Origin of the sequence: Pseudomonas sp. UMAB-08, assembly GCF_900095225.1 — a bacterium.
In the GTDB taxonomy this organism is placed as follows: domain Bacteria; phylum Pseudomonadota; class Gammaproteobacteria; order Pseudomonadales; family Pseudomonadaceae; genus Aquipseudomonas.
In genome coordinates, this window is record NZ_LT607422.1 from 186,738 (window position 1) to 208,481 (window position 21,744).

Genomic DNA, 21,744 nt, shown 5'->3' on the forward strand with positions numbered 1-21,744 from the left:
GGAGGCATTCGCGATACAAGCTTGTCAGGCAATACAGGGTTCAGCCCTTTATTTCTGCCCTTCAAGAATCGCTGCATACCCCTCGCGATAACTCGCATAACGCGGCACCCAGCCCAAGGCCCTGGCCCTGGCATTGCTGCAACGCTTGCTACCGGCGCGGCGCACGCTGGCCTCAGCCGACCACTGGGTAACCCCCAAGTACTCACGCAGCCAGGCAACCACCTCGGCCAAGGGCGCGGGTGCATCATCGACGCCGATATAGCACTCATCCAGCGCCACGCCACGGGCATCCGCTTGCACCAGATACGCCAATAGCCCTGCGGCATCGTCGACGTGAATGCGATTGCCATATAAAGGCGGCTCGACCACGACGCGATAACCCTGACGAACTTGCGTCAGCAGCCATTCGCGGCCCGGCCCATAGATACCTGTCAGGCGTACCACGCTGGCGGGGATGCCACTGTGCAACGCCAGGTGCTCGGCCTCGAGCATCAGCCGACTGGAATAACCCGTCGCCTGGGTAGCCGATGACTCATCGACCCACTCTCCCTGTTGTTGCCCATACACACTGCTGCTGGACACGAACACCAGACGCTTGGGCTTCTGCCCGTGTTGCTTGAGCCAGCTCAATACATTGCGCAGGCCATCCACATACGCTGCCCGGTAACCGGCCTCGTCATGATCGGTCGCCGCAGCACTGTAGACCAGGTAATCAATCGGCGAGGTCGGCCAGGCGTTTGGGCAATTAGCATCGAACAGGTCACCTGCAATGCCCGTTACCCCGGCAGGCAGGCGCGCAACAGACCGGCGCAAGCCATACACGGTCCAGCCCTGAGCAAGCAACTGGCTGGCGAGACGGCTTCCAACATCACCACAACCAGCAATCAAAACAGACGGGGCAGACATGTCGGAGCTCCACAATAAACGTGCGACAACGGCGCGGTAAACAGCCGAAAATGGCGTCTGAATTTAATCAGAAACCTACCGCCAACAGGGAAAAGATACTGCACCACTTGTTGTTAACAAGAATTATTTGCAATAATGCGGGCCCGTTTGCTCTGCCCTTCCGGTCATATGCCTGGCGCGAAGTGGCAGAACGAAGCCCCCTTTTTTCTCTCAGGTCAGGCCAGCATGACACGTATTCAATCCCCCGCTTCGCCCACCAAGCCTGCCAGCCTGCCGCGCGCATGGCGCGGCATTGCTGCGTTGATGCTCAGCCTGATGCTGGCTCCCGGCGCTTTTGCCAATGAACCGGTCGCCGCTGCTTCGCCCGCCGTCCAGGCTGTCGCTGCCGCACCCGCCAATGGCGCTGTCGCCCCTGCCGCAGTCCCCGCCGACGCCACTCCGGTTGTCGAGCAAAATGAAGGCGCAGCCGTTGTCGATGACAACAGCCTCGGTATGGCCAACGACCTGTCGCCTTGGGGCATGTACCAGCATGCCGACATCATCGTGAAAATCGTCCTGATCGGTCTGGCCATCGCCTCGATCATCACCTGGACAATCTGGATCGCCAAAGGCTTTGAGTTGTTGGGCGCCAAGCGTCGTCTGCGCGGCGAAATCGTCAACCTGAAAAAGGCCCGTACCCTCAAGGAAGCCAGCGACAGCGCCAGTAAAGAAGGCACGCTGGCCCACCTGTTAGTGCATGACGCCCTCGAAGAAATGCGCCTGTCGGCCAACAGCCGTGAGCGCGAAGGCATCAAGGAGCGGGTCAGCTTCCGTCTGGAACGCCTGGTTGCAGCCTGTGGCCGCAACATGAGCAACGGCACCGGCGTGCTCGCGACCATCGGTTCCACCGCGCCCTTCGTCGGCCTCTTCGGCACCGTATGGGGCATCATGAACAGCTTCATCGGCATCGCCAAAACCCAGACTACCAACCTTGCCGTGGTCGCCCCCGGTATTGCCGAAGCCCTGCTGGCTACCGCGCTTGGGCTGGTTGCCGCGATTCCGGCCGTGGTGATCTACAACGTTTTCGCCCGCTCCATCGCGGGGTATAAAGCCCAGGTTTCCGATGCCTCGGCACACGTCCTGCTGCTGGTCAGTCGTGACCTCGATCACCTGCCGGCCGAGCGTAGCCAGCAGCCTCACGTGGTTAAAGTGGGGTAAACCATGGGCCTGCATCTGAACGAAAACAGTGGCGACGATCTCGTCGAGAACCACGAAATCAACGTCACGCCGTTTATCGACGTCATGTTGGTGCTGCTGATCATTTTCATGGTGGCCGCACCGTTGGCGACGGTCGATATCAAAGTCGACCTCCCCGCCTCCACCGCCAAGCCGGTTGCTCGGCCCGAAAAACCGTTGTTTCTCAGCGTCAAGACGGATCAGAGCCTGTTCCTCGGCGAAGAAAAAATCAGTCGTGAACAGCTTGGCCAAGTGCTCGACGCCAAGACCAAGGGCAAGAAGGACACGACGATTTTCTTCCAGGCCGACAAGGGCGTGGACTACGGCGACCTGATGGAGGTGATGAACGCCTTGCGCGGTGCTGGCTACCTGAAAGTCGGCCTCGTGGGCCTCGAGACGGTTGGTAAGAAATGACGACTCTGCGCCAAAAACTGACGCGCTATAGCGGTAGTCTGTTGTTGGTGCTCGCCGTTCACGCCATCGCGATTATCGTCGCGATGCGCTGGTCGGCACCCCAGGCAATCGAACTGCCTCCTGCTGCGATGATGGTCGAACTGGCGCCGTTGCCAGCGCCCGCACCACCACCGCCGCCCAAGGTCTTGCAGCCGCCGCAACCACCGACGCCGGTGGAAACCCTGCCGCTGCCGAAGCTCGCTGAAGCGCCGAAGCCGGAAATCGCCATTCCCAAGCCGGTTATCAAGCCAAAAGCCAAGCCACAGCCGCCCAAACCGCAGAAAAAACCGGAGCCGCCGCAAGAAAAGCCGGCCGAGGAAAAACCAGTGGATACGCCGCCGACGGACGCCAAACCTGAAAAAGCCGCCGCAGCGCCGCAGCCATCCAGCACACCGTCAGACAGTCATGCGAAGCGCAATTGGCAATCCGACTTGCAGCAGCATCTGGCCAAGTACAAACGCTACCCCGAAGACGCTCGCCGTCGCGGCACCCAAGGGACGGTCAGCCTGCGCTTTGTCGTCGATGCCGAAGGCCGGGTCCTGTCCTTTTCGCTGGCGGGCAACTCCGGGAGCACCGCGCTGGACCGAGCCACCCTGGAAATGATCCGACGTGCGCAACCGTTGCCCAAGCCACCTGCTGAGGCACTGACTAACGGCGCAGTGGAAATACTCGCCCCTTTCGTTTATTCCCTGGATAAACGCTGAAATCGTAATTTTGATTGACTGGAGTACAGCTGATAACGTGCGTCTATCGATTGCAGCCGCTATGCTGGGGTCGCTACTTCATGGACGCACGCTATGACCCTTACAGAATTGCGCTACATCGTTACGCTCGCCCAGGAGCAACATTTCGGCCACGCGGCCGAGCGCTGCCACGTCAGCCAGCCAACCCTCTCCGTGGGCGTGAAAAAGCTGGAAGATGAACTTGGCGTGCTGATTTTCGAGCGCAGCAAGAGCGCCGTTCGCCTGACCCCGGTCGGCGAAGGGATCGTCGCTCAAGCGCAAAAAGTGCTCGAACAGGCTCAAGGCATCCGCGAACTGGCCCAGGCCGGCAAGAACCAGCTGACCGCGCCGCTCAAAGTCGGCGCGATCTACACCGTTGGCCCGTACCTGTTCCCGCACCTGATTCCGCAACTGCACCGGGTCGCCCCGCAAATGCCGTTGTACATCGAAGAAAACTTCACCCATATCCTGCGCGACAAACTGCGCAACGGTGAGTTGGACGCGATTATCATTGCCCTGCCGTTCAATGAAGCCGATGTGCTCACCTTGCCGCTGTACGACGAGCCGTTCTACGTACTGATGCCTGCGGACCACCCCTGGACCCAGACAGAGTCCATCGACGCCGCTGCGCTGAACGACAAGAGCCTGTTGCTGCTCGGCGAAGGTCACTGTTTCCGTGATCAGGTACTCGAAGCGTGCCCGACACTGGCCAAAGGCAGCGAAGGCGCCAAGCACACCACCGTCGAATCCAGCTCGCTGGAAACCATTCGGCACATGGTCGCTTCAGGCCTGGGCATCTCAATCTTGCCGATGTCCGCCGTCGACAGCCATCACTATGCTCCTGGCATCATCGAAGTGCGTCCGCTGACCCCTCCGGTGCCGTTCCGCACCGTGGCGATCGCCTGGCGCGCGAGCTTCCCTCGGCCCAAGGCGATCGAGATTCTCGCCGACTCCGTGCGCCTGTGCTCGGTGACCCGGCCTAAAGTAGAAGCGAGCTAAGTCGCAACATGAGCGAGTTGTCCCACGTCTCCGTCACGGCGCTTAAAGGCGTCGGCGCGGCCATGGCCGAGAAACTGGCCAAGGTAGGCCTCGAAAATCTTCAGGACGTCCTGTTCCACTTGCCCCTGCGTTATCAGGACCGGACCCGCGTCGTGCCCATCGGTGCGTTGCGTCCGGGCCAGGACGCAGTGATCGAAGGGGTGGTCAGCGGCGCCGATGTGGTCATGGGCAAGCGCCGCAGCCTGCTGGTGCGCCTGGGCGACGGCACGGGCACGCTCAGCCTGCGCTTTTATCACTTCAGCAATGCGCAAAAGGAGGGAATGAAACGCGGCACCCATTTGCGCTGCTACGGTGAAGCCAGGCCCGGCGCGTCCGGGCTGGAAATCTATCATCCGGAATACCGCGCACTGACCGACGATGAGCGCATCCCGGTAGAACAGACCCTCACGCCCATTTATCCAACCACCGAAGGCCTGACTCAGCAGCGTTTGCGCCAGCTGTGCCAGCAAAGCCTGGCGCTGCTGGGCCCCAAAAGTCTGCCTGACTGGCTGCCTGAAGAGCTGGCCCGCGACTATCAACTGGCGCCGCTGGATGAAGCCATTCGTTATTTGCACCATCCGCCCGCGAACGCCGACCTGGAAGAGCTTGCCCTCGGCCATCACTGGGCCCAGCACCGCTTGGCATTCGAAGAGTTGCTGACCCATCAGCTGTCGCAGCAGCGCCTGCGTGAAAGCTTGCGGTCGCAGCGCGCACCGGCATTGCCCAAGGCCACAAAGCTGCCACCACAGTTCCTCGCCAACCTTGGTTTTGCACCCACTGGCGCGCAGCAACGGGTCGGCAACGAAGTCGCTTATGACCTGAGCCAGCCAGAACCCATGCTGCGTCTGATTCAGGGCGATGTCGGCGCGGGCAAAACCGTGGTCGCGGCTCTGGCCGCCTTGCAGGCACTGGAAGCGGGTTATCAGGTGGCGCTGATGGCGCCGACCGAAATTCTGGCTGAACAGCATTACGTCAACTTCAAACGCTGGCTCGAACCCTTGGGCGTTGATGTCGCGTGGCTGGCTGGCAAGCTCAAGGGCAAAGCCCGGGTCGCCTCGCTGGAGCAAATTGCTGGCGGTACACCCATGGTAGTGGGCACCCATGCGCTGTTTCAGGACGAAGTGCAGTTCAAGAATCTGGCGCTGGTCATCATCGATGAACAGCACCGCTTCGGCGTGCAACAGCGTCTGGCCCTCCGCAAAAAGGGCGTCGGCGGTCTGATGTGCCCGCATCAGCTGATCATGACCGCAACGCCCATCCCGCGCACCCTGGCCATGAGCGCCTACGCCGACCTCGACACCTCGATCCTCGACGAACTCCCACCGGGCCGCACACCGGTCAATACTGTGCTGGTGGTCGACAGTCGCCGGGGTGAAGTCGTCGAACGCGTTCGCGCGGCCTGCGCTGAAGGGCGTCAGGCCTATTGGGTCTGCACCCTGATCGAAGAGTCCGAAGAGCTCACCTGCCAGGCCGCCGAAACCTCATTCGAAGAGTTGACCAGCGCCTTGGGCGAGTTGCGCGTGGGCTTGATCCACGGGCGCATGAAACCCGCGGAAAAAGCCGCCGTCATGGCCGAGTTCAAACAAGGCGCCTTGCAACTGTTGGTGGCAACCACGGTGATCGAGGTTGGCGTCGATGTACCCAATGCCAGCCTGATGATTATCGAAAACCCCGAACGTCTGGGCCTGGCGCAATTGCACCAGTTGCGCGGGCGCGTCGGACGGGGCAGCGCCGCGAGTCATTGTGTATTGCTCTATCATCCACCCCTGTCGCAGATTGGTCGGCAACGACTGGGCATCATGCGCGAGACCAATGATGGTTTCGTCATCGCTGAAAAAGATTTAGAACTGCGCGGCCCTGGCGAAATGCTCGGCACCCGGCAGACTGGCTTGCTGCAATTCAAGGTCGCCGACCTGATGCGCGACGCAGACCTGTTGCCAGCCGTCAGGGACGCCGCACAAGCCTTGCTCGAACGCTGGCCCCAACATGTAAGCCCACTGCTGGAGCGCTGGCTGCGTCATGGCCAGCAATATGGACAGGTATGAAGAGTGTGCGTCGATAACGACGCCGGATAACTAAGCTGGTTATACTCCCTAAATTGTAACAATCTGGATACAAGTCATGACAGAAGTTGCCTTCGCCGATGCAACCCCGCCCGCTCCGTCTGTCATTCGGGCGCTGTTCGGCAAATTAGCCGTCAGCTACCGGGAAGTCATGGATGACACGAGCCTTCCTGCCTCGCAGAGAGTCCAGGCCGTACTCCTCGGCGACGCCGTTGGCGCGCTGCTGGTCCTGTTTCCGCAGAGCCATCTGCTGGACCTCAACCGTCTCGCCGAGTTGACTGGACGCACGCTGACCGCCATTCCTCAAGAACGCCTCGATCGCATGCTCGGTAAATTCAACCAGAGCATGCTGCCTGGCCTGCCTGCGCTGAACGGCTCACCGTGCCTGTACGAAGAGCGATTGCTGGAAGAGCCGACGCTGCTGATCAATTCCGGCGAACCGGGCCTGTTGCTGGAAATCTCCAGCGAGGCCTTCAAAGGCATGATGAGCAAAGCCAGCGCGGCAACGTTCGGCGAACCATTGAGCTTGATCCGGCCCAACCTTGACCGCCCGGACGATGACCGCGAGGAAATCATCCAGGCGATGCACGCCTTCACCGCACGTCGCATTCAGCAACGTCTGGAAGAGACGCTGGAAATTCCACCGCTGGCCGAGACCGCGCAAAAAATCATCAAGCTGCGGGTCGATCCCAACGCCACGATTGACGACATCACCGGCGTGGTCGAGACCGACCCGGCGTTGGCGGCACAGGTGGTCAGCTGGGCCGCTTCGCCTTACTACGCGTCGCCCGGCAAGATCCGCTCGGTGGAAGACGCCATCGTCCGCGTGCTTGGCTTCGACCTGGTGATCAACCTGGCCTTGGGTCTGGCGCTTGGGAAAACCCTGAGCCTGCCCAAGGACCATCCGCAACACACCACGCCTTACTGGCAGCAGTCGATCTACACTGCGGCCGTGATCGAAGGCCTGACCCGCGCCATGCCTCGGGCACAGCGTCCGGAAGCCGGTCTGACGTACCTCGCCGGTTTGCTGCACAACTTCGGTTACCTGCTGCTGGCCCACGTCTTCCCACCGCATTTCTCGCTGATCTGCCGCCATCTGGAGGTCAATCCGCACCTGTGCCACAGCTACGTCGAGCAGCATTTGCTGGGCATCAGCCGCGAACAGATCGGTGCCTGGCTGATGCGCTACTGGGATATGCCTGAGGAGTTGGCCACGGCGCTGCGCTTCCAGCACGATCCGTCCTACGCTGGCGCTCATTGCGAGTACGCGAATCTGGTGTGCCTGTCGGTGCGCTTGCTGCGTAAAAACGGCATCGGTTCAGGGCCGGAAGAGGACATCCCGGACGAACTGTTCGAACGCTTGGGTCTGCCGCGCGAAAAAGCCGAAGAGTCGGTGAAAAAGGTACTGGAAGCCGAAGTACTGTTGCGCGAACTGGCGTCGCAATTCGCTTAAACAGTCACACCCTGCAGGAGAGACCCCGTTTGCTGCGCGACAGCGCAATGTCGAAGACGGGGCAACATCTCCTGCAGGTGATCTCAGACCGCTTTCTTCTTCGGCTTGAGGAACTTGGTCAAGCCCTGAAACCAGATCACCAGGCCCGGATTACCCGTGATATGGATGTCCTTGTCCTGAATCCCCTGCATAAACGCCAATTGCTTGTTTTTAGCCCGCATCGTGGCGAAACCGAACGCAGCATCCTTGAACGAAATCGAGAACGCTGGCTCAGCGATCACGCCTGGACGGCTGATGAGGCGCTGGCCGCTCACGACGAAATGGCGCGCGACCGTGCCGTCGAACGTCTGCAGCTGGAAGGTCAATTCTTTACCGGCCAATTGATTCTGAAAAGCGGGATTGTTGCGGCTGGCTTTGGCCATCATTCGGCCGAGCATCCACAGGAGAAAACGAAATTTCATGCACACAGCCTCAACGGGGACGCCGCTCAGGTCAAAAGCGGCCAGCGGCGCAGTGTAGCGGTTTGCAGCACCTGCAACAGTAGTGAAATGTTACTCGATCGGCGAGGATCGCTACTGGAACCAGATTGTTCGACAATTTCAGGTCAGCACACCCCACCTTTTTCAATGCAAAAAAATAGGCACCCAACCTGCCAACCCGATTGGTATGCCCATTTTTTGCTGCTGCTCGCCTCCCGCTGAGGCGTCGAGCAGATTAAGGATTAACGCTGTCTTTCAAAAATTTGCCAGGTTTGAAGGCCACGGTGTTGCTCGCCTTGATTTTGACTGGCTCACCGGTTTGCGGGTTTTTGCCGGTGCGGGCACCGCGGTGACGCTGCAAGAAGGTGCCGAATCCCACCAAGGTGACGCTGTCTTTACGATGCAGTGCGCCGGTGATCTCTTCAAGCACTGCGTTGAGTACCTTGTTGGCTTGTTCTTTAGTGAGATCCGCTTTTTCAGCAATGGCGGCTGCGAGTTCTGGTTTACGCATATAAAGCCTCTTTGACGTTTTTTTGTTGTTATGTCCGTGCTGTTCTTCCCGAACAGCGACCAAGGCGCCGCAACAGCTCTACTATGCGGCAGACGAGAATGAGGATGGCATGCCGTCGGGGCCCGCGCCAGCCTGTGCGCGACGTTTGTAGAAACAAAAACGGGGCTTATCCGACAGAACGACCCGTATTTACGCCAAGAGGGGCGGCAAACCTTTGTTCAGGGCCATTTTTTCCATAACGGCGGTGCCGGTCAGGGCGTAACCCAGCAGGTTGCCGCTGGCGTCGCGGCACAGGGCCTTGATATCGGCACCCTGCCCTTCAACGGTCCAAACCCCTTCCATGCCGCGCGGTACGGGTGAAACCACCAATGGACACACCGGGGTTTTTACGGTGATCGGCATAGGGCCATAACTGACCGCAGTCGGGTTGCCGGCAAGGGTTTGCGCCAGTGCACGCGCGCAGCTCATCAGCGGCATGACGTAGAGCAGATTCAAGCCATCGACTTCCGCGCAGTCGCCCAGCGCGAAGATATTGGCGTGGGATGTCTGCAAATGACGATCGACCACAATCCCGCGACCGGTCTGCAATCCTGCTGCAGCGGCCAGATCGACACGCGGACGCAAGCCAATGGCTGAGACCACCACGTCACACGGGAGCACTTCTCCATCGGAAAGGTGGGCCTCCAGCCCCTGCTCGGTACGTAGCAGGCGCGTCAGCACCGGCCCCAGGTGGAAACGCGCACCCAGCTCTTCCAGGCCTGCTTGCACCGCAGCAGCGGCTGCCGGGTGAAGTAACGTCGGCATGACTTGCTCACAAGGCGCAACCAGGTCCACTTCATAGCCACCGATGATCAGGTCGTTGGCGAACTCGCAACCAATCAAACCGGCGCCCAGCAGCAGCACCCGATGTTTGCCTGCGGCCGCAGCGCGAAACCGTGCGTAATCCTCAAGATCGTTGATCGGGAATATCGCGTCACTGGCATCACCCTCTACAGGGACACGCACGGTTTCAGCGCCCCAGGCGAGGATCAGGTCGCGGTAGTACACGGCCTCTTCGCCAATCCACAGGCGCTTGTGCCCCGGATCGATGCCGCTGATACGCGTATGAGTGCGCACTTCGGCTTTCAATTGCTCAGCCATGGCGCCGGGTTCGGCCATGCTCAAGCCATCGGCTTCCTTATTCTTCCCAAAGCCGGTGGAGAGCATTGGCTTGGAGTAGGAACGTCCGTCATCCGCGGTAATCAGCAGCAGCGGCGTTTCGCCATCGAGCTTGCGAAATTCCCGGGCGAGGTTGTAGCCCGCCAGGCCGGTGCCTACGATTACGACAGGTGCGTTCATTCGGTTCTCCTGATTGAGGTGCAAAAGGTCGAACGGCAGATCAGCCGATTTCGATCATTTCAAAATCCATTTTGCCCACACCACAGTCCGGGCACAGCCAGTCCGCAGGCACGTCTTCCCAGCGGGTTCCCGGCGCGATGCCGTCGTCCGGCCAGCCGTCAGCCTCGTTATAGATCAAGCCACACACAATGCACTGCCACTTCTTCATCGGTAAATACTCTCGGTTCTCAGGCTGTCCTGGCCCAGGCGGTCGATGGGTAACGCGATTGCCGCCAGGCTCAGGGCGTTTTGTACTGATCGGGGCGTCCAGATGCAAGCGCGATCGACGCAACAGGGCTGTCCTCAGGGGTCAGGCCCCGCAATCAAACATGCTAAGCTCGCCGCTTCGACTGTTGCCAATAATTACCCACCGTGTCCCACCAACGCCTTCTTCTTGTTGCCCCCGACTGGCTCCAGCAAAATCAGCTGATGGAGTTGCCCGAGCCTGTAACCCTCGATTGGCTATTCAATCAGGACTCGCTGACCCGCCGTCTCACTCGCCTCTCTGCCAATGGTTTCAGCGTGACCCCGCTGTTCGAGGGCTGGCAAACCCTGCGCGCGGACGAATGCGCAGCGCTGGACTTGCCCGTTCAAAGCCTTGGCTGGGTGCGCGAGGTGTATTTGCGCGGCAATGCCCGGAAGTGGGTCTTTGCCCGTAGCGTCGCGGCACAAAGCGCCCTGCTGGAAGGCGGGCTGAATATGGATGAGCTGGGCACGCGGTCACTGGGCGAGCTGCTGTTTTGCGACGCGGCGTTCGAACGCGGCGCCCTCGAGGTGTGCCACTACCCTGCCGCGTGGCTGCCCGCTGATGATGCTGTCGAAGGCTTATGGGGCCGACGCTCATGTTTCAGCCGTGGCGCCTTGAGTCTGTTGGTGGCCGAGGTCTTTCTGCCGAATCTGTGGCACGCGATTGAAGTCGCCGGGCCCGTTGTTACGGAGCGTCATTGATGTACCTGAGCCTGCTTAAATCGCTGAACCGCCTGAATCCAAGGGCCTGGGACTTTATCCAGCTGACCCGCGTCGACAAACCCATCGGCATTTACCTGCTGCTGTGGCCGACCCTGTGGGCGCTGTGGATCGCGGCCAAGGGCGTGCCGTCTTTGAGCAATCTGCTGATTTTCGTGATCGGCGTGATTCTGATGCGTGCCGCCGGTTGCGTGATCAATGACTTCGCCGACCGTAAAGTCGACGGCCACGTCAAACGTACCGAGCAGCGCCCGCTGGTCAGCGGCAAGGTCAGCTCGCGTGAAGCGTTGGTGTTGTTCGCGGTGCTGGTGGGCTTGAGTTTTCTCCTGGTGTTGCTCACCAACTCGCTGACCGTCTGGCTGTCGTTCGGCGGTCTGGCACTGGCGGCGTGCTACCCCTTCATGAAGCGCTACACCTACTACCCGCAGGTGGTACTGGGTGCAGCGTTTTCGTGGGGCATGCCGATGGCGTTCACCGCCGAGACCGGCGACCTGCCAGCAGCGGCCTGGTTGCTGTACATCGCTAACCTGCTGTGGACTGTGGGCTACGACACCTACTACGCGATGACCGACCGCGAAGACGACCTGAAAATCGGGGTCAAATCCACGGCAGTGCTGTTCGGCGACGCCGACCGCGTGATTATTCTGGGTTTGCAGGGCCTGGCGCTGGGCTGTCTGCTGCTGGCCGGATCACGCTTTGAGCTGGGCACGTGCTTCCACCTGGGTCTGCTGGTGGCCGCCGGGTGCTTTGTCTGGGAGTTCTGGTACACGCGCAATCGTGAGCCGCAACGCTGCTTCAAGGCGTTTTTGCATAACCATTGGGCGGGGCTGGCCATTTTTGTCGGCATCGTCGCCGATTATGCACTGCGTTAACCGCCAGAATTCAAGCAGACGGCTAACGCAACAGCCTGGCGCTTAATGCTTGGCGGCGTGCCACATGTCCATTTTGCCGTCGCCCATCATGTCTCCCGCTTTTTTGTCCATTTTGAAGGTGTAGAGCGGTTTGCCGTCGTAGGCCCACTGCATCTTGCCGTCGTCACGCTTGATCATTGTCCACTCGCCAGCAGCCTTGCCATCGGCAGGCGCCATCAGGGGTGGCCAGCTTTCAGCGCACGAGCCATTGCACATTGACTTACCGTCAGCGTCCTTGTCGAAGGTGTACAGCGTCATCCCCTTCTGATCGACCATCATTCCATTCTTGACCATGGCAGGGTCCGCAGCGAACGCCATCCCGGACGAAGCCAGGGCCGCCGCGGTGAACACGCCAAGCAAGGTTTTCGAGATTTTAGTCATTTGGATGCATCCTCTTTTTGTTTTAAGAGCGAGCTCTAAGCTTAGACCCAAAATACGCAGGCATACTGGCCATCCCCAGGCTGTCACACGACTGCAATAATTCCGTTATCTAATGCGGCTCAAGACAGTTAAATGACAAGAGGACCGAGCATGGCTGGCAGGAGCATTCTGATAGTTGACGACGAAGCGCCTATTCGCGAAATGATCGCCGTTGCGTTGGAAATGGCCGGCTACGATTGCATGGAAGCCGAAAACTCCCAGCAAGCCCATGCCATCATCGTTGACCGCAAACCGGACCTGATTTTGCTCGACTGGATGCTGCCTGGCACTTCGGGCATCGAATTGGCCCGCAGGCTCAAGCGCGACGAGCTGACCGGGGACATCCCGATCATCATGCTTACCGCCAAGGGTGAAGAGGACAACAAGATCCAGGGCCTGGAAGTCGGCGCCGACGACTACATCACCAAACCGTTCTCACCCCGCGAACTGGTCGCACGCCTCAAGGCTGTGTTACGCCGCGCCGGGCCGAGCGATGTCGAAGCACCGATTGAAGTCGGCGGCCTGTTACTCGATCCGATCAGCCACCGCGTCACCATCGACGGCAAACCCGCGGAAATGGGCCCGACCGAATACCGTTTGCTGCAATTTTTCATGACCCACCAGGAGCGTGCCTACACCCGTGGTCAATTGCTCGATCAGGTGTGGGGCGGCAACGTGTATGTCGAAGAGCGCACCGTAGACGTGCATATCCGACGCCTGCGCAAAGCCCTCGGCGACGCCTACGAGAATCTGGTTCAAACTGTTCGCGGCACTGGTTACCGTTTTTCTACCAAGAGCTGATCCCGCGCGTCTTTAGCGCGTTGGCTGCTGACAGGCCTGATTGACCGCCCACTCGACAAGGATGCGTTTTAATTGAACCAAAACTGGCATGGCACCCTGATCCGTCACATGCTGCTATTGGTGACCGGCTGCCTGGTGATCGGTTTGATCAGCGGCTATTACGGCTGGAGCCTGGCGATTGGGCTGGCGATTTACCTGACGTGGACACTTAAACAATTACTGCGCCTGCACCAGTGGCTACGCCAGCATAAACCCGACGAACCACCACCTGACGGGTACGGTTTGTGGGGCGACGTGTTCGACAGCATTTATCAGCTGCAACGCCGCGACCAACGCGTGCGCGGCCGGTTGCAAGCGGTGATCGACCGCGTTCAGGAGTCCACTGCGGCCCTCAAAGACGCAGTGATCATGCTCGACAGCGACGGCAACCTGGAGTGGTGGAACCGAGCGGCGGAAACCCTGCTCGGCCTGAAAACCCCGCAGGACAGCGGTCAGCCTGTGACCAACCTGGTGCGTCATCCACGCTTCAAAGAATACTTCGAGCAGAACAATTACCTTGAGCCGCTGGAGATCCCCTCGCCGATCAATGATCGCGTGCGCGTGCAGTTGCTCATCACCCGCTATGGCAACAACGAACACCTGATGCTGGTCCGCGATGTGACCCGCATTCATCAGCTCGAGCAGATGCGCAAAGACTTCGTCGCCAACGTCTCTCATGAGCTGCGCACGCCACTGACGGTGATCTGTGGCTATCTGGAAACCTTGCTCGATAACGTTGAAGAGATAAACCCGCGCTGGGCTCGTGCCCTGCAGCAGATGCAACAGCAAGGCGCGCGCATGCAAACCCTGCTCAATGACTTGCTGTTGCTGGCCAAACTCGAAGCCACCGACTACCCGTCGGGTAACCAACCGGTCGTCGTATCAACGCTGTTGCAGACCATCAAAAATGACGCCCAGGCATTGTCCGGGCAGCGCAACCAGCGCATCACCCTGGAAATCGACAGCACACTCGGACTCAAGGGCAGCGAGCCCGAGCTGCGCAGTGCGTTTTCCAATCTGGTGTTCAATGCGGTGAAATACACCCCGGCCGAAGGCGCCATCCACATCCGCTGGTGGAGCGACGAGCAAGGTGCGCACTTGTGCGTACAGGATTCAGGCCCCGGTATCGAGGCCAAGCATTTGCCGCGCCTGACCGAGCGTTTCTACCGCGTCGATTCCAGCCGAGCCTCCAATACCGGTGGCACCGGGCTTGGCCTGGCCATCGTCAAGCACGTGTTGTTACGCCATCGCGGCACGCTGGATATCAGCAGCGTGCTGGGCAAAGGCAGCAGTTTTACCTGCCATTTTGCCCCTGCCCAAGTGATCAAGCTCTGAGCAAACCCCTAGGCAAGCTGGCCGGTAGCCGCTACATTGCCCCTCTTATGCCCGCCACTTTGGCTGCGGCAGCCCCCTAGATAATACGGAACCTTTAAAACTCCACCATGGACCCTTCCCCTAGTTATAACCTGGCTTCACTTTTTGCCGATTTCGGCATGATTCTTTTTGCAATGGTCCTGGTTCTGCTCAACGGCTTTTTCGTTGCCGCCGAGTTCGCTATGGTCAAGCTGCGTTCGACCAAGGTCGAATCCATCGCCGTTAAAAACGGCTGGCGCGGTCATATCCTGCGCACGGTCCACAGCCAGCTGGACGCCTATCTTTCAGCTTGCCAGTTGGGTATCACCCTCGCCTCCCTTGGCCTTGGCTGGGTCGGTGAGCCGGCGTTTGCCCACTTGTTGGCACCGCTGCTGGACATGGTCGGCGTACAGTCGCAGGAATTGATCAAGGGCATCTCCTTCTTCAGTGCGTTTTTCATCATCTCTTATCTGCACATCGTTATCGGCGAGCTGGCCCCCAAATCCTGGGCGATCCGCAAGCCCGAGCTGCTGTCGCTATGGACGGCCGTGCCGCTGTATATGTTCTATTGGACCATGTACCCAGCGATCTACCTGCTCAACGCCAGTGCCAACGGCATCCTGCGCATCGCTGGCCAAGGCGAACCCGGCCCGCATCACGATCATCAGTACAGCCGTGAAGAACTGAAGCTGATTCTGCATTCGAGCCGAGGCCAGGACCCGAGCGATCAAGGCATGCGCGTGCTGGCCTCCGCCGTCGAAATGGGCGAACTGGAGGTGGTCGACTGGGCCAACTCCCGCGAAGACCTGGTGACCCTGGACTGCAATGCGCCGCTCAAGGAAATCCTGGCCCTGTTCCGCCGTCACAAATTCAGCCGCTACCCGGTCTACGATGCAGAGCGCGGTGAATTCGTCGGCCTGCTGCACATCAAGGACTTGTTGCTGGAACTGGCCGCGCTGGACCATATCCCCGAGTCGTTCAACCTCGCCGAGCTGACCCGGCCGCTGGAGCGCGTGTCCAAACACATGCCGCTGTCACGCCTGCTGGAGCAGTTCCGCAAGGGTGGCGCGCACTTCGCACTGGTTGAGGAGGCCGACGGCAAAATCATCGGTTACCTGACCATGGAAGACGTGCTGGAAGTATTGGTCGGCGATATCCAGGACGAACACCGCAAGGCCGAACGCGGCATTCTCGCCTACCAACCCGGCAAGTTGCTGGTACGGGGCGATACGCCGTTGTTCAAGATCGAGCGCCTGCTGGGTATCGATCTGGACCACATCGACGCGGAGACACTCGCCGGATTGATCTACGAAACCCTGAAGCGGGTGCCTGAAGAAGAGGAAGTGCTGGAGGTCGAAGGCCTGCGCATCATCATCAAGAAGATGAAAGGGCCGAAAATCGTCCTGGCCAAGGTGCTCAAGCTGGATTGACCTGGAAAGGCCTGTTCGTTCCCACGTGACGAACTGCGCAATCTACTGTGCGGTCTGGGTGATCCCGACCGCCTCAGTTCCCGCCCACCGCAAAGTTCGGCAGGCTGTCGACGCGCTCAGCGAAACGATAGGGAATCGACTCCAGCCCCAGCCCGCCGTTGCGCTGCACCACGAAATGTAGATGGGGTCCGCTGCTGTTGCCGGTATTGCCGGAACGCGCCAGCGCGCTGCCGACAACGACGTGCTGACCTTCCTTGACGCTCACTGAACCACGCATCAGGTGCAAATAGACACCCATGGTGCCGTCGTCGTGCAGTATCCGGACAAAATTGCCTGAAGGGTCCGCGCCGTGGCCCGATTGGCCATTCTCGGTTTTAACCACCGTTCCCGCCCGCGCGGCAATGATCGGCGTGCCTTCGGGCATGGCGATGTCCATCGCGTAACGGCTTTTAATACCAAAGTGGCTGAAGGCGCCATTGGGACCCTGGCTCAGGCGAAAAGGGCCACCCTGCCAAGGCAGCGGATAACTGTAACCCTGAGGCTGCCGCCCAGGGTCGCCCAACGAGTAGCGCAGCTTGGGCGTGTAACTCAGCGCCTTGCCCGCTTGCCTAGGGCTGAGCACGGCCAGACGCAACGCGCTGCGGGCGGGAATGACACGGTGGATCGTCTGCTCCGTGACGCCCAGCACGTTCTTCAGCGCCGTGACCTGCAGCGCTACCTCGACCGGCGCATACGTATCGTTGCGCACAAACAGGCTGTGCACACCCTTGTCCTTTTTGATGTTCAGGTGCACCTGTTTTTCAAGGTGCTCGACGATCCGCTCGCGCGGCACCACCACCGTAGCACCTGCCGTCGGCCTGTCAGTAAACGAGACCACGCCATTGGCATCGGTGAATTTATAGATGGTCACCGCCGCCGCCGATTGCGCGGTCAGCAACAGAGCACACAGGAGTAAGCAGCGCTCGAGCATCGTGATTGATATCTGGGTAGTGGGAGGCAGGGAGAGCGTAGCAGCGATTTGCCGCCGTTTGGGGGTGGCGGTATCAATCAGTAGCAAAGAGGCGGGGAAATCAGACAAACCGCATCAGCGCCTCCGCAGGCAAGCCTGCAGAGGCGCTGATGCCAAGGGATCAACCCCCCGGTACGAAGTGCTTTTGCGCCGTGCCACGGGCGATCAGACGGGACACGTAATCGAGCTTCTGCGCGTCCTGGTCGACAAAGCGGAAGGTCAGTTGCAGCCAGTCGCTGTCCGGTTTTGGTTCGTAGGCGACGATGGCGTGCAGGTAGCCGTTGAGACGGGCGACTTCGGCGTTCTCGCCTTGTTCCAGGTCGAGTACGGCGCTGTCGAGTACCTGCGGCAAGACCTCACCGCGACGCACCACCAGCAGCGCTTCCTTGAGGCTCAGCGCCTTGATCACGCATTGCTGGTTACCGCTGGGCAACCGCAATTGGCCTTGACCGCGACCGCCAAGGGCTGACGCAGCAGCAGGTGCAGAGGCGTTGGCCGCCGGATTGATCAAGGGTGCCGCTTTGGGCCCGGTAGCTGGCGTAGCGGTCGGTCTGACCACTTCCGTCTTGCCACCGGTAAGGGCGCTGAGAGAGTCGTTTGCAAATGCCGAGTTCATCTTGGTTGGCGCACTGGCCAACAGGGTGTCGAGCTTGCCGACTTTAGTCAGCGCCTTCTTGACCTTGGTCAGCAGTTGCTCATTGGTGAACGGCTTGCCAATAAAGTCGGTGACGCCAGCCTGAATCGCCTGGACCACGTTCTCCTTGTCGCCACGGCTGGTGACCATGATGAAAGGCAGGGCTTTGAGGTTGTCCTGCCCACGGCACCAGGTCAGCAGTTCCAGCCCGGACATCTCTGGCATTTCCCAGTCGCACAACACCAGGTCGAACGTCTGACGCTCCAGCAACACCTGAGCCTTGCGACCGTTGACGGCGTCTTCGATGTGAATACCGGGGAAGTAGTTACGTAACCCTTTTTTCACCAGATCGCGAATAAACGGCGCGTCGTCCACCACCAGCACACTGACTTTACTCATTGATCTTTCCCTTTAAAATCCCGGCAAGCATAGCGCTGGTTGATGGCCAATTGCCAAACCGATTAACGACGCCAGGACTTTTCGTTCGCGGGCGGCTTGAGTTCAACGCCCGTAACGAAAACGCCCGACAATGAGCCGGGCGTTTTTTTGCAGGCAGTCTTATTTATCGTCAGATTTGCCCAGAACATTAGCGCTATCGCTGCTGACGCCCTGCACTTCTTCCTTCATGCGCTTGAGGCCCATATGGCGGACGTCGGTACCGCGCACCAGGTAGATAACCAGCTCCGAAATATTACGGGCATGGTCGCCGATACGTTCCAGCGAACGCAGCACCCAAATCACGCTCAACACCCGCGAGATAGAGCGCGGGTCTTCCATCATGTACGTGACCAGCTCGCGCAGCGCGGTTTTGTATTCGCGATCGATGGTCTTGTCGTACTGGGCCACGGACAGCGCCAGATCGGCATCGAAGCGAGCGAACGCATCAAGTGCATCACGGACCATGTTGCGCACCTGATCGCCGATATGCCGCACTTCAACGTAACCACGCGGCGATTCGCCTTCTTCACACAGCTGAATGGCGCGCTTGGCAATTTTGGTGGACTCATCACCGATGCGCTCAAGATCGATCACAGACTTGGAGATGCTGATGATCAAACGCAGGTCGGAGGCCGCTGGCTGACGACGCGCAAGAATGCGCAGGCATTCTTCATCAATGTTGCGTTCCATCTGGTTGATCTGGTCGTCGATGTCACGAACCTGCTGGGCCAGGCCCGAGTCGGCTTCGATCAACGAGGTCACCGCATCGTTGACCTGTTTCTCGACCAGGCCACCCATCGCCAGTAGATGGCTGCGCACCTCCTCGAGTTCGGCATTGAACTGCTGGGAGATGTGATGAGTAAGGCTGTCTTTATCGATCATGCTTATTGTCCTTGGAACGTCCAGTTAACTACGAGACCGCAGCAGTACTTCAGGGCCAACCCGCCAGGCCCTAGCCGTAACGGCCGGTGATGTAGTCTTCTGTCTGTTTTTTCGCCGGGTTGGTGAACAGCGTGTCGGTATCACCGAACTCGACCAGTTTGCCCATGTACATGAAGGCGGTGTAGTCGGAGACCCGCGCCGCCTGTTGCATGTTGTGGGTCACGATGACGATGGTGTACTTGGCTTTCAGCTCGTAGATCAGCTCTTCGACTTTCAGCGTCGAGATCGGATCGAGTGCCGAGCACGGCTCATCGAGCAGCAGGACTTCCGGCTCCACGGCGATAGTACGTGCAATCACCAACCGTTGTTGCTGACCACCGGACAGACCCAGTGCCGACTCGTGCAGGCGGTCTTTGACCTCCTCCCACAGTGCCGCACCCTTGAGCGCCCACTCGACCGCTTCGTCGAGTACACGTTTTTTGTTGATGCCCTGAATACGCAGGCCGTACACCACGTTTTCATAGATGGTTTTCGGGAACGGGTTAGGCTTCTGGAACACCATGCCGACACGGCGACGCAGTTCAGCCACGTCTTCGCCCTTGCGATAGATGTCATGGCCGTACAGGTTGATGGCGCCTTCCACGCGGCAGCCGTCAACCAGGTCGTTCATGCGGTTGAACGTGCGCAACAGGGTCGACTTGCCGCAGCCGGACGGGCCGATAAAGGCAGTCACGCGTTGTTTCGGGATGTTCATGCTGACGTCGAACAACGCCTGCTTGTCGCCGTAGAACAGGCTCAGACCCGGCACTTCGAGTGCAACGGTTTCATTCGCCAGGTTCAGGCCTTGCTTATCGCGTCCCAGGGCGGACATGTTGATGCCGTGGGTATGGGTTTCGTGCTGCATAGGGTTACTCCATACGCTAACAATTCGTTTCATCGAACCGCCCTCCTCGCATGAGTGGGCGGCGCTTTTCAAATCAGCTGTCCAGCGCTTTGTACTTCTCGCGCAGGTGGTTACGAATGGCCACCGCAGACAGGTTGAGCAAGGCGATCACCAGCACCAGCAGCAGCGCCGTGGCGTACACCAGCGGCCGCGCGGCTTCGACGTTCGGGCTCTGGAAGCCGACGTCATAAATATGGAAGCCCAAGTGCATGATCTTCTGGTCAAGGTGCAGGTACGGGTAGTTGCCGTCCACTGGCAGCGACGGCGCCAGTTTCACGACACCCACCAGCATCAACGGCGCCACTTCGCCAGCAGCACGGGCGACCGCCAGAATCATGCCGGTCATCATCGCCGGGCTGGCCATGGGCAGCACGATCTTCCATAAGGTTTCAGCCTTGGTTGCACCGAGCGCCAACGAACCTTCGCGAACGGTACGCGGAATACGCGCCAGACCTTCTTCCGTGGCCACGATCACCACGGGGACGGCCAACAGTGCGAGGGTCAGAGACGCCCAGAGCAAGCCTGGCGTGCCGAAGGTCGGTGCTGGCAAAGCTTCAGGAAAGAACAACCGGTCCACCGAACCGCCGAGCACGTAAACAAAGAAGCCCAGGCCGAATACCCCGTACACAATCGCCGGCACCCCGGCCAGGTTGTTCACTGCGATACGGATCAAACGGGTGACCGGGCCTTGCCGTGCGTACTCTCGCAGGTACACCGCAGCCAGGACGCCGAACGGGGTGACGATCATCGCCATGATCAGGGTCATCATCACGGTGCCGAAAATCGCCGGGAAGATCCCGCCTTCGGTGTTGGCTTCACGCGGGTCTTCGCTGAGGAACTCCCACAGTTTCTTGAAGTAGAAACCCAGCTTGGTAAAGGTGCCCATGGCATTCGGTTGGTAAGCGTGAACCACTTTGCCGACGCTGATCACCACTTCGTTGCCGTTGGCATCGCGGGCCGTCAGGCTGTCGCGATTGAACGCCTCATGCAGCGAGCCCAGTCGCCCTTCAATTGCCTGGTAACGAGCATCCAGTTCGGCGCGCTCGCTATCCATGTCCGCTTGAGCGGCAGCATCGAGCGTGCCGTCGAGTTCCAGTTTGCGTTTGTGCAGACGCAGACGCTCGATGCCATGGTTGATGGCGCCGATGTCTTTTTTCTCGAGTTTGCTCAGCTCACTGGCCAGGGTTTCGACGCGCTTGATTCGCTCTTGAAGCATCGGCCAGGCCGCTTCACCTTCGGCGATGACCTTGCCGTCTTCCTTGAGATTGACCAGATAGCCGTAGTAGTTACCCCATTCACGACGCTCCAGGGTCATCAGCTCGGCAGGCGTGCTCTGTTCCGTCAGCCACTCGCCGACAACCCAGGTGAAATCGCTTGGGTTGGAATCACGGTTACCGACCTTGAACAGCTCGCGAGTCATGAACTCCGGGCCGACATCGGGTACGGGCAAGCCTGCACCCTTGAGGCGAGCGCGAGGCACTTCTTCGGCCTGCACCACTTCACCGATCAATACATGGTTAGCCTGATTGGGCACGTTGTACTGCGCACGCACCACATCAGCCGGCCAGAAGTGGCCCAAGCCACGGACGGCGATCACTGTCAGCAAGCCCAGGGTCATGATCACCGCGATGGACACAGCGCCCGCGCTCATCCAGACGCCGGGGGCACCGCTCTTGAACCAACTCTTGAGGGAGTTCTGTT

At 59.7% G+C, this 21,744-nt stretch carries 22 protein-coding genes; 11 read left to right on the forward strand and 11 right to left on the reverse strand.

All coding sequences use genetic code 11. The annotated features are described in order from the left end of the window. Positions 1–48: 48 nt before the first annotated feature. Complete coding sequence (locus K0F75_RS16750; RefSeq protein WP_219063065.1) at positions 49–906, reverse strand: SDR family oxidoreductase; 858 nt, start codon at positions 904–906, stop codon at positions 49–51. A gap of 225 nt (positions 907–1,131) precedes the next feature. Between K0F75_RS16750 and exbB the strand changes: the two genes are divergently transcribed. The 6 genes from exbB (at position 1,132) to K0F75_RS16780 (ending at position 7,850) form a co-directional block, all read left to right on the forward strand. Continuing rightward, positions 1,132–2,103 carry a tonB-system energizer ExbB gene (gene exbB / locus K0F75_RS16755; RefSeq protein ID WP_219063066.1) on the forward strand — a complete coding sequence of 324 codons (972 nt, stop codon included), beginning with the start codon at positions 1,132–1,134 and terminating at the stop codon, positions 2,101–2,103. Positions 2,104–2,106: 3 nt separating this feature from the next. Continuing rightward, on the forward strand, positions 2,107–2,535 hold the full coding sequence (gene exbD, locus K0F75_RS16760; protein WP_219063067.1) for a TonB system transport protein ExbD: 429 nt from the start codon (positions 2,107–2,109) through the stop codon (positions 2,533–2,535). Further along, positions 2,532–3,278, forward strand: a complete 747-nt coding sequence (locus K0F75_RS16765; protein ID WP_219063068.1) for an energy transducer TonB — start codon at positions 2,532–2,534, stop codon at positions 3,276–3,278. Before exbD ends, K0F75_RS16765 begins: the two co-directional genes overlap by 4 nt. A 93-nt stretch (positions 3,279–3,371) precedes the next feature. Further along, positions 3,372–4,295 carry a hydrogen peroxide-inducible genes activator gene (locus tag K0F75_RS16770; protein ID WP_219063069.1) on the forward strand — a complete coding sequence of 308 codons (924 nt, stop codon included), beginning with the start codon at positions 3,372–3,374 and terminating at the stop codon, positions 4,293–4,295. A gap of 8 nt (positions 4,296–4,303) precedes the next feature. Further along, entirely contained in the window at positions 4,304–6,379 is a 2,076-nt protein-coding gene (recG, locus tag K0F75_RS16775) for an ATP-dependent DNA helicase RecG (protein WP_219063070.1), read from the forward strand. Between the two features lie 76 nt (positions 6,380–6,455). Then, positions 6,456–7,850: an aminoacyl-tRNA deacylase and HDOD domain-containing protein gene (locus tag K0F75_RS16780; RefSeq protein WP_219063071.1), complete on the forward strand. Its 1,395-nt coding sequence runs from the start codon at positions 6,456–6,458 to the stop codon at positions 7,848–7,850. A gap of 83 nt (positions 7,851–7,933) precedes the next feature. Here K0F75_RS16780 and K0F75_RS16785 read toward each other — a convergent pair whose 3' ends face one another. The 4 genes from K0F75_RS16785 to K0F75_RS16800 all read right to left on the reverse strand — a co-directional run bounded on the left by K0F75_RS16785 (position 7,934) and on the right by K0F75_RS16800 (position 10,386). After that, positions 7,934–8,311: an SCP2 sterol-binding domain-containing protein gene (locus K0F75_RS16785; protein ID WP_219063072.1), complete on the reverse strand. Its 378-nt coding sequence runs from the start codon at positions 8,309–8,311 to the stop codon at positions 7,934–7,936. Positions 8,312–8,564: 253 nt separating this feature from the next. Beyond that, the gene (locus tag K0F75_RS16790; RefSeq protein WP_219063073.1) at positions 8,565–8,840 is read right to left on the reverse strand and encodes an HU family DNA-binding protein; all 276 of its coding nucleotides are present in this window, start codon (positions 8,838–8,840) and stop codon (positions 8,565–8,567) included. A gap of 189 nt (positions 8,841–9,029) precedes the next feature. Beyond that, positions 9,030–10,178 (reverse strand): NAD(P)/FAD-dependent oxidoreductase, encoded by a 1,149-nt coding sequence (locus tag K0F75_RS16795; protein ID WP_219063074.1) that lies wholly within the window; start codon positions 10,176–10,178, stop codon positions 9,030–9,032. A gap of 40 nt (positions 10,179–10,218) precedes the next feature. Continuing rightward, the gene (locus K0F75_RS16800) at positions 10,219–10,386 is read right to left on the reverse strand and encodes a rubredoxin (protein ID WP_017528588.1); all 168 of its coding nucleotides are present in this window, start codon (positions 10,384–10,386) and stop codon (positions 10,219–10,221) included. 260 nt (positions 10,387–10,646) lie between these two features. Between K0F75_RS16800 and K0F75_RS16805 the strand changes: the two genes are divergently transcribed. Beyond that, positions 10,647–11,165, forward strand: coding sequence for a chorismate lyase (locus K0F75_RS16805; protein WP_219063104.1), 519 nt, complete (start codon positions 10,647–10,649; stop codon positions 11,163–11,165). Then, positions 11,165–12,055, forward strand: a complete 891-nt coding sequence (gene ubiA, locus K0F75_RS16810) for a 4-hydroxybenzoate octaprenyltransferase (RefSeq protein WP_219063075.1) — start codon at positions 11,165–11,167, stop codon at positions 12,053–12,055. Before K0F75_RS16805 ends, ubiA begins: the two co-directional genes overlap by 1 nt. A 42-nt stretch (positions 12,056–12,097) precedes the next feature. Here ubiA and K0F75_RS16815 read toward each other — a convergent pair whose 3' ends face one another. Beyond that, complete coding sequence (locus K0F75_RS16815; protein WP_219063076.1) at positions 12,098–12,475, reverse strand: hypothetical protein; 378 nt, start codon at positions 12,473–12,475, stop codon at positions 12,098–12,100. A 150-nt stretch (positions 12,476–12,625) separates the two neighbouring features. On the opposite strand from K0F75_RS16815, the gene phoB reads away from it, so the two are divergent. The 3 genes from phoB (at position 12,626) to K0F75_RS16830 (ending at position 16,137) form a co-directional block, all read left to right on the forward strand. Beyond that, positions 12,626–13,315, forward strand: a complete 690-nt coding sequence (gene phoB, locus K0F75_RS16820; RefSeq protein WP_219063077.1) for a phosphate regulon transcriptional regulator PhoB — start codon at positions 12,626–12,628, stop codon at positions 13,313–13,315. Between the two features lie 108 nt (positions 13,316–13,423). Further along, the gene (gene phoR, locus K0F75_RS16825; protein WP_257604414.1) at positions 13,424–14,689 is read left to right on the forward strand and encodes a phosphate regulon sensor histidine kinase PhoR; all 1,266 of its coding nucleotides are present in this window, start codon (positions 13,424–13,426) and stop codon (positions 14,687–14,689) included. A gap of 107 nt (positions 14,690–14,796) precedes the next feature. Next, positions 14,797–16,137: a hemolysin family protein gene (locus tag K0F75_RS16830; RefSeq protein WP_219063079.1), complete on the forward strand. Its 1,341-nt coding sequence runs from the start codon at positions 14,797–14,799 to the stop codon at positions 16,135–16,137. A 73-nt stretch (positions 16,138–16,210) separates the two neighbouring features. Here the strand turns inward: K0F75_RS16830 and K0F75_RS16835 are convergent, their stop codons facing one another. The 5 genes from K0F75_RS16835 to pstA form a co-directional block, all read right to left on the reverse strand. Continuing rightward, a complete protein-coding gene (locus tag K0F75_RS16835) occupies positions 16,211–17,107 on the reverse strand; it encodes a peptidoglycan DD-metalloendopeptidase family protein (protein ID WP_219063105.1) in 897 nt (298 codons plus the stop codon). A 160-nt stretch (positions 17,108–17,267) separates the two neighbouring features. Next, a complete protein-coding gene (locus K0F75_RS16840) occupies positions 17,268–18,179 on the reverse strand; it encodes a response regulator (protein ID WP_219063080.1) in 912 nt (303 codons plus the stop codon). Between the two features lie 159 nt (positions 18,180–18,338). Further along, positions 18,339–19,100, reverse strand: coding sequence for a phosphate signaling complex protein PhoU (phoU, locus tag K0F75_RS16845; RefSeq protein WP_219063081.1), 762 nt, complete (start codon positions 19,098–19,100; stop codon positions 18,339–18,341). Positions 19,101–19,170: 70 nt separating this feature from the next. Next, positions 19,171–20,004 (reverse strand): phosphate ABC transporter ATP-binding protein PstB, encoded by an 834-nt coding sequence (gene pstB / locus K0F75_RS16850; RefSeq protein ID WP_219063106.1) that lies wholly within the window; start codon positions 20,002–20,004, stop codon positions 19,171–19,173. A 73-nt stretch (positions 20,005–20,077) separates the two neighbouring features. Next, positions 20,078–21,694, reverse strand: a complete 1,617-nt coding sequence (gene pstA, locus K0F75_RS16855) for a phosphate ABC transporter permease PstA (RefSeq protein WP_219063107.1) — start codon at positions 21,692–21,694, stop codon at positions 20,078–20,080. Positions 21,695–21,744: the final 50 nt, after the last annotated feature.